General features: G+C 67.9%; 9 protein-coding genes. 5 read left to right on the top strand and 4 right to left on the bottom strand.

What is annotated here, in order from left to right:
• Window positions 1–49: 49 nt before the first annotated feature.
• Window positions 50–1315 carry a PepSY-associated TM helix domain-containing protein gene (locus ACSQ2B_RS06290; protein WP_436048297.1) on the bottom strand — a complete coding sequence of 422 codons (1266 nt, stop codon included), beginning with the start codon at window positions 1313–1315 and terminating at the stop codon, window positions 50–52.
• 212 nt (window positions 1316–1527) lie between these two features.
• Here ACSQ2B_RS06290 and ACSQ2B_RS06285 point away from each other — a divergent pair, with 212 nt between their 5' ends.
• The 4 genes from ACSQ2B_RS06285 (at window position 1528) to ACSQ2B_RS06270 (ending at window position 9142) form a co-directional block, all read left to right on the top strand.
• Complete coding sequence (locus ACSQ2B_RS06285) at window positions 1528–1704, top strand: hypothetical protein (RefSeq protein WP_436048295.1); 177 nt, start codon at window positions 1528–1530, stop codon at window positions 1702–1704.
• A 29-nt stretch (window positions 1705–1733) separates the two neighbouring features.
• Window positions 1734–2219, top strand: a complete 486-nt coding sequence (locus ACSQ2B_RS06280; protein WP_436048294.1) for an alpha/beta fold hydrolase — start codon at window positions 1734–1736, stop codon at window positions 2217–2219.
• Between the two features lie 400 nt (window positions 2220–2619).
• Window positions 2620–6321 (top strand): hypothetical protein, encoded by a 3702-nt coding sequence (locus ACSQ2B_RS06275; RefSeq protein ID WP_436048293.1) that lies wholly within the window; start codon window positions 2620–2622, stop codon window positions 6319–6321.
• 13 nt (window positions 6322–6334) lie between these two features.
• Window positions 6335–9142 carry a hypothetical protein gene (locus ACSQ2B_RS06270; RefSeq protein ID WP_436048291.1) on the top strand — a complete coding sequence of 936 codons (2808 nt, stop codon included), beginning with the start codon at window positions 6335–6337 and terminating at the stop codon, window positions 9140–9142.
• Between the two features lie 205 nt (window positions 9143–9347).
• Here the strand turns inward: ACSQ2B_RS06270 and ACSQ2B_RS06265 are convergent, their stop codons facing one another.
• Entirely contained in the window at window positions 9348–9875 is a 528-nt protein-coding gene (locus tag ACSQ2B_RS06265) for a nuclear transport factor 2 family protein (RefSeq protein WP_436048290.1), read from the bottom strand.
• Window positions 9876–9922: 47 nt separating this feature from the next.
• Window positions 9923–10684: an SDR family NAD(P)-dependent oxidoreductase gene (locus ACSQ2B_RS06260; RefSeq protein ID WP_436048289.1), complete on the bottom strand. Its 762-nt coding sequence runs from the start codon at window positions 10682–10684 to the stop codon at window positions 9923–9925.
• Between the two features lie 173 nt (window positions 10685–10857).
• Here ACSQ2B_RS06260 and ACSQ2B_RS06255 point away from each other — a divergent pair, with 173 nt between their 5' ends.
• On the top strand, window positions 10858–11451 hold the full coding sequence (locus tag ACSQ2B_RS06255) for a TetR/AcrR family transcriptional regulator (protein ID WP_436048288.1): 594 nt from the start codon (window positions 10858–10860) through the stop codon (window positions 11449–11451).
• A gap of 36 nt (window positions 11452–11487) precedes the next feature.
• Here the strand turns inward: ACSQ2B_RS06255 and leuA are convergent, their stop codons facing one another.
• Window positions 11488–13170, bottom strand: a complete 1683-nt coding sequence (gene leuA, locus ACSQ2B_RS06250) for a 2-isopropylmalate synthase (RefSeq protein WP_436048287.1) — start codon at window positions 13168–13170, stop codon at window positions 11488–11490.
• Window positions 13171–13477 lie beyond the last annotated feature (307 nt).

The following is a 13477-nucleotide window of genomic DNA, read 5'->3' as shown; positions in this document are numbered from 1 at the left end:
GTCGGGGAGGCCGACTTTGGTCGAAATCCGGCGGGCGGGCGCGTGCGGCCTATTCCGCTGGCTGCGGCGCGCCGGCGGGGGCGCCCTGGACCACGCGGCGGCGCTGGCGCAGCACCCGCGCCTGGCGCTTCTTCCACCAGATCACCACCCCGGTGACGCTCAGCGCCGCCACCACCAGGCCGGTGAAGGAGATCAGGATACGGCCCGGCAGGCCGAGGATCCGGCCCGAATGCAGCGGGAACTGGGCCTGGACGAAGATGTCCGCCGCCGTGCCCTTCCAGGGCTGGCGCTGGCCGAGCAACCGGCCATCGACCCCGTCGTAATAGAGGTAGGGCGGGCCGACCCCGCCGGCGCCGTGATCGCCACCAGGCGCATAGAAGCCGACGCCATAGATGCCGAAGTCGGGCGAATAGAAGACGCCGCCGGCCGGCGCGGGCCAGCCGCGCCGCGCCGCCTCGGCCCGGGCGGTCTCGATCACCGGCCCGTAGGCGATCTTCGGGACGACGGGGTCGTGGCGGTCGTGCGGCGTGCGCTGGTCGAACGGGGTCGGCGTCACCTGCGAGACCTTGGACATCACCGGATAGAAGACTTCGCTGTAGAGGTTCAGCGAAAAGGCGGTGAAGGCCACCGTGAACAGGATCCCCCACAGCCACAGGCTGAAGGCGCGGTGGACGTCGACGTTGACGCGGTAGGCGCTGCCGGAGGTCTTGATCTTCCAGGCCGGCTTCCAGCGGGTCCAGAAGCTCTGCCGGGCTGCGCCCTTGGTCGCGGCGGGCAGGGTCAGGTAGAAGCCGACGAAGCAGTCGATCGTCCAGAGCAGGGCGATGACGCCCATCAGCCAGACGCCCCAGCGGTCGATGCCCCACATCTCCGGAATGTGCAGGCTGTAGTGCAGCACATAGAGGAAGGAGACGAAGGTCTCGGTGGTGATCGGCCAGACCGCGCCCCAGTTGCGCCGGCCGAGCTCCTCGCCGGTCGCCGGGTCGAGGAAGACCTGGTTGTAGCCCGGCTCGATCTGGCGGCCGGTCTTCGGATCCACCCGCCCGGTGACTCCCAGCGCCAGAGACTCGCCCGGCTCCGGCGCCAGCGGCAGGAAGGTGACCTGCACCCGCGGGTCGCGCGCCTCGACCTGGGCGGCGAGCGTCAGCGGCGCGAGCGGCGCCCCCGCGACCTTGGCGTGCATCAGGTGCGGATTGAGCAGGTCGTCCAGCTCGTGGTCCCAGGAGATCACCGCGCCGGTGACGCCGGAGACGAACAGGAAGCCGGCGGTCAGCAATCCGACCCAGCGGTGCAGGAAGCCAAAGACTGGGCGCATGGTCGTTCGCTCGGCTCGGGACTGCAGGACGCGTCTCCCAATACAGGGTTGTTTATGCGGTTGCGAGTTGTTTGCAACTCCTCCTAATTCGCCGATGGCTACGGCTGGCGCGAGATCGAACCAGCGTGCGGGGATTACCGTCTCAACTGCGCGTCGGGACGTGGCCATAGGCGCTCCCTGTTTCTCCTCCAAATTCAATGCGAGGTAGCGCTATGCCTAAGACCAACAACATCGTCCTCGTGCATGGCGCCTTCGCGGACGGCGCCGGCTGGCGGGGCGTCTACGACATCCTGAAGAAGGCGGGCTTCAACGTCAGCGTCGTCCAACACTCGACCGAGTCCCTGGCGGCGGACGTCGCCAGCACCCGACAAGTCATCGACGCGCAGTGATCCTCGTCGGCCATTCGTATGGCGGCGTCATGATCACGGAAGCGGGGACCGATCCCAAGGTTGCCGGCCTGGTCTACGTCGCCGCCTTCGCCCCGGACAAGGGGGAGTCCGTCAGCAGCCTCATCGCCAATCCCGTGCCCGGAAACGACGCGCCCCCAATATTGCCGCCGACGGGCGGATATCTCCTGCTCGACAAGACGAAGTTCGCCACGGCGTTCGCCGCTGATGTGGACGCGGAAACCGCGGCCTTCATGGCCGACGCACAGGTTCCGTGGGGCGTCGACGCCCTTTCCGGCGCGGTCACCGAGCCTGCCTGGAAGTCCAAGCCAAGCTGGTACCTCCAGGTGCGCGACGACAAGATGATCCCGCACCCCGCCCAGGAATTCATGTCGAATCGGGCCGGCGCGATCGGCGTCGAGGTCCCTGGCAGTCACGCCATCTACGTTTCCAATCCGAGAGCGGTCGCCGACATCGTCCAGCAAGCGGCCAGCAGCGTGGAATCGGCCGAGACGTAAGCATTTGACGCCGTAAGCCTCGGCGGATCAGCCGGCTGAACAACGCGGCCGTGCGACGCTTGCGTGCCGGCCGGAGGCCGCGGCTTGAGTTCAATCTTCAGGTGGCGTTCAGCCGGCGCGCCGGGCCCGGGGGATCACGCGCAAACCGGAGCGTGTTCCTATCCGAAGTTGCGGGAGCGGTACGAAGCAGGGCAGGGCCCGGCGCCGCGGATCCAGGCCCTGCCGATCAGCGAAACGCCGAGCGGCCCGGGGAAGGTCTCGGGGGGAGCTTTGCCTTCACCAGCTTGTGTGGGCGCGCGGAATTGACCGGGGCTGGCCGCGGCACCACAATCTATCCGATAGTCCGATCAAAAAACCCGCCCGCAGATCTCGGGCGCCGACGCGTTCATGAGGTGGGTTTATGGCGGCTGCGGAGCCCTTTGCGGCGTCCAACTTCATCACGGGTAAAATCCTCAACAAGGAGAGCGGGCAGGGCGTCCCCGACCTGCTGGTCGAGCTCTTCGACCTGGAGGCCTGGCCGGATCCGGAGGGACGCGAGGGAGGCGACCGCGTCGCGGCGCCGCCCGCCTTCGACGGTGATGTCGGCAACCTCTACAAGTTCGCCGAGCGGATCGGCTCGGAGATCACCGACCGCAACGGCCTTGTCAGCTTCCAGATCTCGCCGGCCGACTTCAATCTGCCGGGCCGCACCGAGCAGAAGCCCGACCTGATCATGGTGGTTCTGGCGCCCGACGAGCCGGGGCTGACGCTGGCTGAGCGGCTGCTGCACCTGACCCGGGACGTCTATCTCAATGCCGGCCGCCGCGAGGCCTACGTCATCCGGCTGCCGTCGGCGCTGCTCGTCAAGCACGAGATCGCCACCGGCCAGCCCCGGGCCGAGAGCGAGGCGGAGGGCCGGGCGCGCGCCGGCGTGTTCCTCGGCGCGCGCGAGGGCGAGCGGCTGTTCGACCAGGAGGTGGCCGCTGCCCGGGCGGTGCAGGTCCACATGGAAGGCGAAGCGCGCAAGGCCTTCCGCAACGAGATCAAGGCCGCCATCACCCGCGACCTCGCGCTTGCGCCGCCGCCGGGCGAGGTGGCCGACGACACCCACACCATCGCCGAGAAGAACGAGACCACCACCGCCAGCGGCGTGCAGCGGCTGAACAAGGTGCTGGGCCCGCAGAGCGACGCCGGCGTGCCGGTGAACCTCTATCTGACGCCGAAGGACCTAGCCGACCTCGCCCCGCATTTCGCCAACCCGGTCGACGGCCTCGTGACCATCGACGCGGCCGAGATCGACGGCCTGCTGTTTCGCACCAACAGCTCGGAGAACATCGGCACGCTGCTGGTCAACGCCAACCCGATCGCGGCCTTCTGCGCCGAGGGGAGCTTCGACGAGACTTGCGCGCGCCGCCACACCGGCATGCCGGGTGGCGAGCACCACGAGGGCGAGGAGGGCTCGGAGGAAGAGGAGGCGGAAGAGGTCGAGGCCGGTTCGGACGTCGAGACGATCGGCGACGACGATATGCCGACCTATATCGCCCGGCTGATCGGCAACATGCCGTCTCCGGATCGGGTGCTGCAGCCGGAGCTGATCAGGAAGCGGGCGACGCCGGAGGATCTGCAGGCGGACGTGGCCAGGTTTACTCTTCCCAAGGGCCCGGCCGAGGATCCGGCGAAATACCACTTCTCGACGCTGGAGATCGCCTTCGAGCACGTCTGGAAACAGCTGTTCGACGAGACCATCCCCGACCTCGCCTTCACCGCCAATACCTTGGGCGAAAGTCGGCTGGGGGTTCCCAACCTGGTGCAGTCGGCCTTCCTAAGGGGGGCGCTGATCAACGCCCTCTTCACCGTCACCCCGACCGAGGTGCCGCCGGAGGTCGCCAAGCACTTCGACGTCACCAAGAACGAGTACAACGAGCTATCGCACAGCCACCGCGATGAGCTGGCGAAGATCGCCGGCGAAATCAGCCGCCGGCTCGCCGGACGGGCGGCGCGCGCGCCGGGCGGGACGATCATCAGCATCCTGCCTGTTCCCGACGGGCCGACGGCGCTGGATCTGCGCCTTATCCAGCGGCTGACCGAGCAGGGCGACCGGCTGATCGAAGCGGTGCGTCACGACGACCACCACACCCTGCACAAGACCCTGCGCGAGCTGAACGACCGCCTCAACGGCGCCTACGAGTTTACCGTGTTCGCCGCCGACAAGGACTTTCACAGCGTCAACTTCGGACTGATCTGCACCTTTGAGCAAGAGTGGACGCCGCTGGCGATCCAGCCAGGACGGCTGGTCAAGACCATCCCGCTGACGCCCAAGGAGGAGCGCCGCTACGTCATCAAGACCAAGCGGACCGAGAAGCGCGCCAGCAAGGAGGCCAAGAAGAACAACTCGGCGCTGACCAGCGAGCAGACATCGATCTCGCGGGTCGAGGCCGAGATCATGGCCAAGGCCCACACCAAGACCAACTTCGGGCTGACGGCGGAGGGCGACTACGACATCGGCTTCGCCTCGGGCAAGTCGACGACCACCTTCGGGGTCGAGGCGGCCAACGATTCCTCCCAGACCCGCAAGGACTTTCGCGAGGCGGTGCTGAAGGCGGTGCAGGAATACCGCAACGAGGTGAGCTTCGAGGTTTCGACCGATACGGAGCTGACCGTCGAAACCGAGGAGAGCGGCCTGATCACCAACACCAACGACGAGTTGTCGGTCACGCACCTGTTCTACGAGCTGCAGAAGCTCTACCGGCTCGCCGAGCGCCTCTACCGGGTGATGCCGGTTGTGCTGGTGGCCCAGGAGGTCCCCTCGCCCGACCAGATCACCCCGGCCTGGGTGCTGGCCCACGACTGGATCCTCCGCCGCTCGCTGCTGGACGACAGCTTCCGCCCGGCGCTGGACTACCTGGCCAACAACAGCGTCGGCGATGACTTCGCGCTGCGTGAGATGCGCAAGAACCTGCGCCAGCAGCGCAACTTGGTGGAGACGCTCAGGGTCGAGTTCTCCGTCGCCAGCGTCGAGGCCGACAACCGCTACACGGCGCTGGCGCGGACGATCGAGGCGCGGATTGAGGAGGAGCACGCCGAGCGCAGCGACGGCTTCTTCTCCGACGTCGGCGACTTCTTCGGCGGCGGCGGCCAGGACCCGGAGGCGGCCAAGGCCCGCGAGCTCGCCGCCAAGGACGCCCACCAGTATGCCCTCGAGCGGGCCGAGAAGGCGGCCGCGGCGCTGCGCGAGGAGATCAACACCCTCCATTCGCTGACCACCGCCTACAACAAGACGGTGCAGACCCGGCTCGACAACGAGACCAAGGTCAAGCGGCTGCTCGTCCATATCCGCAACAACATGCTCTACTACATGCAGGCGATCTGGAGCCTGGAGCCGCCGGACCAGCGCTTCCTGCGCCTGCACAAGGTCAAGGTGCCGGTGCTGAAGCTGGCCAGCCGCAGCTACAAGGTGGCGGTCGATCCCGAGCCCGCCGACATCTTCGCCCGCTTCCGCGAGCCGGGCACCCAGAAGCACAAGGCCTTCCTCAAGGGCACGCTGGAGGAGCTGCCGGACGAGGGGGGCTTTGCGACCGCCTCGCTGGTGGAGGTGGCCGACATGACGCCGGTGGGCGCCTTCGGCAACTACCTGGCCTTCCGGCTGAAGGCGCACAACGCGCTGACCGAGTTCATGGCCGCGCCCTACATCGACCGCGCCTTCGGGGCGATGGACCCGGACGAACTCGCCAACGTCAGCCTCGACCAGTTCAGCAAATACATCTGTTGCCTGCACGACCGGCTGACGCCCGAGGCGTTCGACGAGCTCAAGGACGAGTTGCGCGAATGGCTCGAGAAGCTGATGGCCTCGCCGCTGCGCAACGGCGACGAGATCGTTGTTCCCACCGGCTCGCTGTTCATCGAGTCCCTGGTCGATCCCAACCCGGTGCTGGAGGACTTCAAGCTCAAGCACCGCGAGCTCGACGTCTACAAGGTGCAGGAAGAGGTCAGGAAGGCCGGGCTGGAGAACCTCAGGCTGGCCGCGCGCCTGCTCAACGACGAGCGCGAAGACCCACAGATCGACAAGAAGATCCTGGTCGAAGGCGGCCTGATGCCCAGCATCGACGTCGACGGGCCGCCGTAGGGACGCCGCCGCAATGGCGCCCCGGCCGTCCGCCAAGCCGCCGCCGGTCCCGGCCTCGGTCAAGGCCTTCGAGGCCGGATATCAGCCGGCGCTCACCTCCGAGGCCGGCCACCGGCGGCTGGTCGGCGTCATCGGCAAGATCGCCTCGCCCGCGGAGATATCGGCCTGCCTCGATGCCTACTGCCGGCGCTACGATCCGGCCCGTCCGCCGAGCGGCCGGGGGCCGGCGACCTACGCCCGGGTGATCGGCTATCTGCTGTTCGGCAAGGCGGCCGACCTGCTCGGCCCGTTGAACGCGCTGCGCACCCAGCTGGCGGCGGTGGACGCGATCAAGCCCCCGCCGCCCGACGACGCCGGCCGTGGCCAGGTCGAAATCTGGGCCCGCCGCTGGTGGAGCCTGGAGGACGGTGAGCGCAGCCTCGTTCGCCAGCGGCTGGTTCTTGCCCTGGAGAAGCTCGCCAAGGCCCGCCCCGTCCACATGCTGCCCCACCTCATCGAGCGGTTCGGCAAGGACAAGCCCGGGGTCAAGCCGACGGTCGAGGCGCTGATCGACTTCGATCCCGGCACGTCTCAGCAGAAGGCCGATTTCGAGGCCTGGGCGGCGCCGGTGAGGACCGCCTGGGGCGCCTATCAGAACCTCAAGGGCCGGCCGCCGCTGGCGCAGAACTTCGAGGAGATCGAGGCGGCCTTCGCCGCTTTCCGCAAGCAGATCGACAAGGCGATGACGACGCCGATCGACTTCTTCCGGATGCTCAAATATGTGCGCGACCGCCGCCTGGAAGGCGACGTCTGGGGCTTCGACCACGAGATCTACCTGGAGGTCGCCGCCATGGGCCTCCACAAGGCGCTCGCCCAATGGATCATCAAGAGCGCCGACGCCTCACGCGCCTTCGTCGGCGACGACGACGCCTTCGTCTTCGAGGGCATCCGCCGGGGCCAGCACGGCCGCGCGCGCCAGCTGATGCGCCTGCGCCTGGAGTCGATGAAGAAGGGCCCGGCCCAGATCCAGGCCGAGAGCCAGGCACGCCGTCGCGTGATCATCGCCGGCGCCTATCAGTCGCTGACCTGGCTCGACGAGTTGGACACCCGCGACCTGCTCGACGTCATGAACCTGGCCTGGACGGCCAATCCGCTGGAGGTCGTCGGTCGCTGGATCTATGCGCCCAGCGGCCGCGAGGTCTTCAAGCAGCGCTACTGGATCAACCAATCGGTCGCCGACGGCTTCACCATCGTCTGGATCGATCTCGCGAGAGACGGCAACCGCTGGGCTTTCATCGAGATCCATTCCCTGCCGGGCTGCATCTATCGCTGCAATGGCGGGGCGCTCACTGCGCTCAACGAGAAGGCCTTCTACAAGGCGCTCGCCAAGAATGCCCAGGCCCTGGCCGCCTTCCTGCTGGCCTACCTGGAGGTGTTGGGTTGGGTGGCCGACATCGCCACCGCCGGCATCTCCGGCGGCTTCCGCCATATCCTTTGGGAGTTCGCCAAGGAGCGGATCAAGGACAAGGTCCTCGAGAAGGGGATGAGCGCGCTCGGCGTCGACAATCCCTGGCTGCAGACGGCGGCCGGCTTCGGCGTCAACTTCGTCCACCTGCTCAGGCGTCGCCCCAAGATTTCCGGCGCTGTCGAAGCCCCGTCGCCGACGCCGAGCCGCGGCGTGCCGGACAGGCCCGACACCAGGCCCAGGGGGGCCGACGAAGCCGCCATCGCCCGGACCGAGACGGTCGACCCCGGCGGCGGCGTCGCCGGCAAGACAGGCCAAACGTCCGTCGCCGAGCCGCCTCGGCGCAAGGCGCTCGAGGACGAGACGTCCCGCCAGCCGGAGCCGGCCGACTGGGTCAAGGCGCTGAAGGATCAGGGCGTCATCGATCTCGCCGCGCGCCGCCGCCAGAGGGCCAAGCCCGAGCCCGAACCCGTCGCCGATCCGGCGCCCGCGCCCACCTCCGGCGCCGACGAGGCGCTCGACGCGCGGGCCAGGGCGACCGGCCAGAAGCCCTGGAGCGAAGCCGACCGGGTGCGAATGGACCAGAGCAAGGTCAGCGACATGAGCCAGTTCGAGGCCCGGCGGGCGCAGGCCCAGCAGGCCGAAGTGGCGGTCGGCGAGCAACCGGTGGCCATGGGCCAGGCGGGCGGCGGCGGCCAGGCGCGGGTCGGACACGCGGCCCCGGCCCGGGGCGGCGGCGGATCGTCGAACGCTTCGCGCGGGATCCCGGACAGGCCGCCGGTCAAGCCGGCCAAGCCACTGCCGCCACCGCCGTCGATGAAGAAGCTGCTGACCGCCGAGCGCTGGCCGCACTACGACACCTACGGCGCGCTCGCGAGCGACGCGGGCAAGGAGCTGGTCAAGCGGGGGCTGCGCAAATCCCGTATACCGAAGAAGAAACTCAGCCAGGACGGCTACAAGTACCAGCGCGCCGTCTGCGGCGAGGTGGAGTACGAGCTCAAGATAGAGCCCGGCGGCTACTGGAAGAAGAGGGAGCGCATCGTGCAGCCGGACGGTGTTGCGCACGCCAAGGACGCGCCCGGCAAGCTCGACCTGGTGGAGGCCAAGTGGGAGGCGGACCACGTCACCCACGACAACTTCGACTTCGTCTCGCAGAACTGGCGCAACCACGGCGACAAAGTCGACCAGATGACGCGCTACGCAGAGGCTGTGCGGCAGAATTTCGACATCTTAGACAAGGCCCGCTACTGCTGCAGCTCGAAGGTGGTCCACGACGCCTTCGTGATCCTGCGCGACCAAGCCCTTCACCCGAACCTGCGCAAGTACGTGGTGATCGAGCTCGATCGGCGGCACTTCCCTCCGTCGGCCCGCAAGTGAGCTGCGACGCCGGCGCTCTCGGCGCGTTCGCAGCTGCAGCATCAGACGCTGCCGGCGGGCGCGGACCCTCATGAGGCGCCGAGCCCGACCGCCGCGCGACAGACGCGTCGCCGACGATGAGTTGCCGGATCATGGGGCGGGTGAAGAACCGGGCCGGAAAGATCGGCGTCGGCGCGCGCGCAGCCGGGGCCCGGGCGATCGGAGCTCAGGCCCGTGTTCCGCGGGCGAAGAGGCGGCTCGTCAGCGTGTCGTAGCTGGCGTCCTGGCCCGGCTCCCGATTGGCGATCTCCACCTTCTCCGCCGGGCGGGTCCTGCGCATGTCGAACTCGACGACGCGTTTGGCGAACTTCCAGCGGCCGTCTTCCTTGCGGTAGCGGTCGACGTAGCGGACCGCCTGCAGGTCCTCGAGCAGGCCGCCCTTGCCGTCGGGGATGATGTGGTAGGCGAGCGCATAGACCTCGCCTTCGCCCTCGTCGCCGTCCACCGAGACCAGGTGGTTGCAGATGTGGTGCCCGGCGTAGGGCATGTGCGGCATCGAGCGTTCCAGGAAGTCGCAGTAGGCCTCGGCCGTCCCCTGGAAGAACTGGCCGTGAAGGTCGACGCCGTCCTTCGTATAGAGCGAGCGCAGCAGCGCCGGATCCTTGCGGTCCACGCCGCGCGAATAGAGCATGGCGAGATCGCGGATTTCGTCCTTCGCGATCAGGATTGAGAGCGCGTCTTGGCCAGAGCCCATGGTGTCCTCCCGTTTTTCCGCGGCTCTCCGACGGAGCCGGTCGCCGATCAGTCGGCGGTGATGCCCTTGTCGATATTGATGCAGGCGCCGTGGAAGCTGCTGGCGGCGGGCGTGGCGAGGAAGGCGGTCATCTCGGCGACCTCCTCGACGTCGACCATCCCCCGCAGCGGTGCGACGCGGCCGAACAGCGAGCGATCGATGTCGGCCGGCAGCTTCATCTTCATGGCGATGTTGGTCATCATCCCGCCGGGCGCGATGGCGTTGAAGCGGATCGGCCTGTTCATGTATTCCATGGCCAGCGCCTTGGTCATGTGGCTGAGCCCGGCCTTGGCGGCGCAATAGGCGGCCGAATAGGCCTGCGCCCGGTGGGCCGCGCAGGAGGTCACATTGACCACCGCGCCGTTCGCTTCGAGCAGGTGCGGGATCGCCGCCTGGATCAGGTAGAAGGGCGCGGACAGATTGACCGCCAGCGTCTTCTCCCAATCGGCCGACGGCATGTCGGCCGCGTGATCGGTGAAAAGCACGGCCGCGACGTTGCAGAGCGCGTCGAGCCGGCCGAACGCCTCGACGGCGGCCGCGACCGCGGCGGGGCAGGCTTCGCGCCGCGAGAGGTCGGCGGCGTGGGGGAGGGCCCTGACGCCCAGGGCCCGCACTTCCGCGGCGACGGCGTCCAGCCCGTCAGCATTCAGATCGACCAGGCAGAGGTCGGCGCCGGCCTTGGCCAACTGGATCGCCGTGGCGCGTCCCAATCCCCCGGCGGCGCCGGTCACCAACGCTGCACGGCCGTGCATGTCACCCGGCTGGGGCATTCCGTTCCTCCGTGACGCCTTCCCGTCTGTCACGCGAACGCGTGGTCGGCAGGCCTTGGCGGGAACTTACGGCATCTCGGCGAAATTCCAACACCATCGTGGAATAATGCCGGCGCCTCCCGGGCGCCAACAATGACTCGCCGAACGAATCCCCTGACGCTGCAAAGCCAGACATGACCAGTTCCAAAGCCCTCCCGCAGCGACGTCACAAGTCGTTCGAGGCCACCCACCAGGAAATCATCGAGACGGCCGTCCGTCTGATCTCCGAACAGGGTGTGGGATCGCTGTCGATCTCGGCGGTGGCGCGGGCTCTGGGGATCGACCGAACGACGGTCTACTACCACTTCGACGGCCGCGAGGCCCTGCTGGCCGCGGTGAAGGTCTGGTCCTCCGCGGAGCTGGCCAAGGCCTTCAACCAGCCCGATGTGACCCAGCAGGAGCGGATCGACTACACCACCCGCTATGTGCTGGAGAACCCGGAGCTGACCAAGCTCTGGATGGACGACTTCCTCGCCGGCGTGGACATCCGCAAGAGCTATCCCTTTTGGGACGAGTTCGTCGCGGTCGTCCGGGACTCCGGCGCCTACGAGGGCCGTGATCCCGTCGACGCGGAGGTCTACTGCATCAACATGCTGACCAGCGCCGTCTTCGGAGCCTGGGCCTTCCGCAACAGCATCTGTCCGACCGCGTCCACCGAGACCATCGTCCGGCGCTTCGGCGACGAGCGCCGGCGCGTGCTGCGGCTCAGCTCGCTGCTGCGCGATTAGGGGGAATGGCCCTCTTCCCGCTTGCGGGGAGAGGGCTCAGCTATGCGGCGACCGCGCCCCATTGGCGGCGCTGAGGATCGCCCGGACCGAGGCGGTCGCCACGTCGGCGTCGACGCCGACCCCGAAGACGACGCCGCCGTCCTGGGTGCGGCACTGGAGATAGGCCGCGGCCTGGGCGTCGCCGCCCGAGCCGATGGCGTGCTCCTGGTAGTCGACGACGTCGAGGGCGAGGCCGCAGTCGCTCTCCAGCGCCGCCAGGCAGCTGGAGATCAGGCCGTTGCCGCGCCCCTGGATGGTCACGGGCTTGCCGTCGACCTTCAGTTCGCCGACGAACACCCGCTGCTGGTCGGCCCTCGAGGCGCCGGTTTCCTCGAAGCCGATTAGTTCGAAAGGCTGGCCGGGCGTCAGGTGGTAGGCCCGCTCGAAGGCTTCCCAGATGTCGGCGGTGGTCAACTCGCGGCTGGTCTCGTCGGCCAGCTGCTGGACCACGCGGCTGAAGTTGGCCTGCATCGGCTTGGGCAGCTTCAGGCCCTTGTCCTGCTGCAGGACCCAGGCGACGCCGCCCTTGCCGGACTGGGAGTTGACCCGGATCACCGCCTCATAGGTGCCGCCCAGGTCCGCCGGATCGATCGGCAGATAGGGCACGTCCCAGAACTGGTCGTTGCGCCGGCCTTGAGCCTCGAAGCCCTTCTTGATGGCGTCCTGGTGGCTGCCGGAGAAGGCGGTGAACACCAGCTCGCCCGCATAGGGGTGGCGCGGATGGACCGGCAGCTGGTTGCAGTACTCCACAGTCTTCACGACCGTCTCGATGTCGGAGAAGTCGAGGCCCGGCGAGATCCCCTGCGTGTAGAGATTGAGCGCCAGGGTCACCAGGTCGACGTTGCCGGTGCGCTCGCCGTTGCCGAACAGGCAGCCTTCGACGCGGTCGGCCCCGCCCATCACCGCCAGCTCGGCGGCGGCCACGCCGGTGCCGCGGTCGTTGTGCGGATGGACCGAGATGACCACGCAGTCGCGGCGCGAGATGTGGCGGCACATCCACTCGATCTGGTCGGCGTAGATGTTGGCGCTGGCCGCCTCGACGGTGGCCGGCAGGTTGAGGATCACCGGCTTCTCGGGCGTCGGCTGCAGCACGTCGAGGACGGCCTCGCAGACCTCCAGGCTGAAATCGAGCTCGGCGGTGGAGAAGGTCTCGGGGCTGTATTCGAAGCGCCAGTCGGTGTCCGGCCGCTTCTCGGCCTGCTCACGCAAGATCTTGACGCCCTCGACGGCCAGGGCCTTCACGCCCGCGCGGTCGAGGTTGAAGACGATGTTGCGCCAGGCCGGGGAGACGGCGTTGTAGAGGTGCACGACCGCGGTCCGTGCGCCCTCGAGGCTCTCGAAGCTCTTCTCGATGAGGTCGCGCCGCGACTGGGTCAGGACCTGGATGACGACATCGTCGGGGACTTTGTTATCGCGGATCAGGCCCTGGATGAAGTCGAACTCGGTGGCGCCGGCGGAGGGAAACCCGACCTCGATCTCCTTCAGCCCGACCTTCAGCAGCAGGTCGAAGAAGCGCTGCTTCTTCTCAGCGTTCATCGGGTCGGCGAGCGCCTGGTTGCCGTCGCGCAGGTCGGTGGAGAGCCACCTGGGCGCCTTGGTGATGGTCTTCGACGGCCATTGGCGGTCGGGCAGGTCGACTTGGGGGAAGGGGCGGTACTTGACCGAAGGGTCGCGCAGCATCGGGTGCAGCTCTCGCTGAAAGGCGAATAGGACGTCGGGTCAGCCTGTTGCGTCGCCGCCGGAGCAGCCGTCTAGATCCGGCGGCCGCCGGTAAGTCGCGCACGCGCGCGGAGCTGGGCTGCGAAGATGCAGGGCATGGGCCGCTTTTAGCTGCGGAAGGCGGCCAAGGCTAGTGTTCCGATGTCTCGGCGAAAGGCGACGGGCCCTTCTCGTCTCGCCGCACATTCAAATCAAATTACGCTTATGGGAATTATAGAAAAATTCCGGTGTGTCCCGGCGCCGCTTCGGTCAAGTAGCCGAGGGCGAA

This window comes from Phenylobacterium sp. LjRoot225 (genome assembly GCF_964252855.1).
Taxonomy (GTDB): domain Bacteria; phylum Pseudomonadota; class Alphaproteobacteria; order Caulobacterales; family Caulobacteraceae; genus Phenylobacterium.
This window is presented reverse-complemented; position numbering and strand designations above follow the sequence as displayed.

Bases quoted from the DNA above. Each gene is read 5' to 3' on its own strand.
- ACSQ2B_RS06290 (WP_436048297.1), bottom strand. From the start codon at position 1,315: ATGCGCCCAGTCTTTGGCTTCCTGCACCGCTGGGTCGGATTGCTGACC.
- ACSQ2B_RS06270 (WP_436048291.1), top strand. From the start codon at position 6,335: ATGGCGCCCCGGCCGTCCGCCAAGCCGCCGCCGGTCCCGGCCTCGGTC.
- ACSQ2B_RS06260 (WP_436048289.1), bottom strand. From the start codon at position 10,684: ATGCCCCAGCCGGGTGACATGCACGGCCGTGCAGCGTTGGTGACCGGC.
- ACSQ2B_RS06275 (WP_436048293.1), top strand. From the start codon at position 2,620: ATGGCGGCTGCGGAGCCCTTTGCGGCGTCCAACTTCATCACGGGTAAA.
- ACSQ2B_RS06280 (WP_436048294.1), top strand. From the start codon at position 1,734: ATGATCACGGAAGCGGGGACCGATCCCAAGGTTGCCGGCCTGGTCTAC.
- ACSQ2B_RS06285 (WP_436048295.1), top strand. From the start codon at position 1,528: ATGCCTAAGACCAACAACATCGTCCTCGTGCATGGCGCCTTCGCGGAC.
- leuA (WP_436048287.1), bottom strand. From the start codon at position 13,170: ATGCTGCGCGACCCTTCGGTCAAGTACCGCCCCTTCCCCCAAGTCGAC.
- ACSQ2B_RS06255 (WP_436048288.1), top strand. From the start codon at position 10,858: ATGACCAGTTCCAAAGCCCTCCCGCAGCGACGTCACAAGTCGTTCGAG.
- ACSQ2B_RS06265 (WP_436048290.1), bottom strand. From the start codon at position 9,875: ATGGGCTCTGGCCAAGACGCGCTCTCAATCCTGATCGCGAAGGACGAA.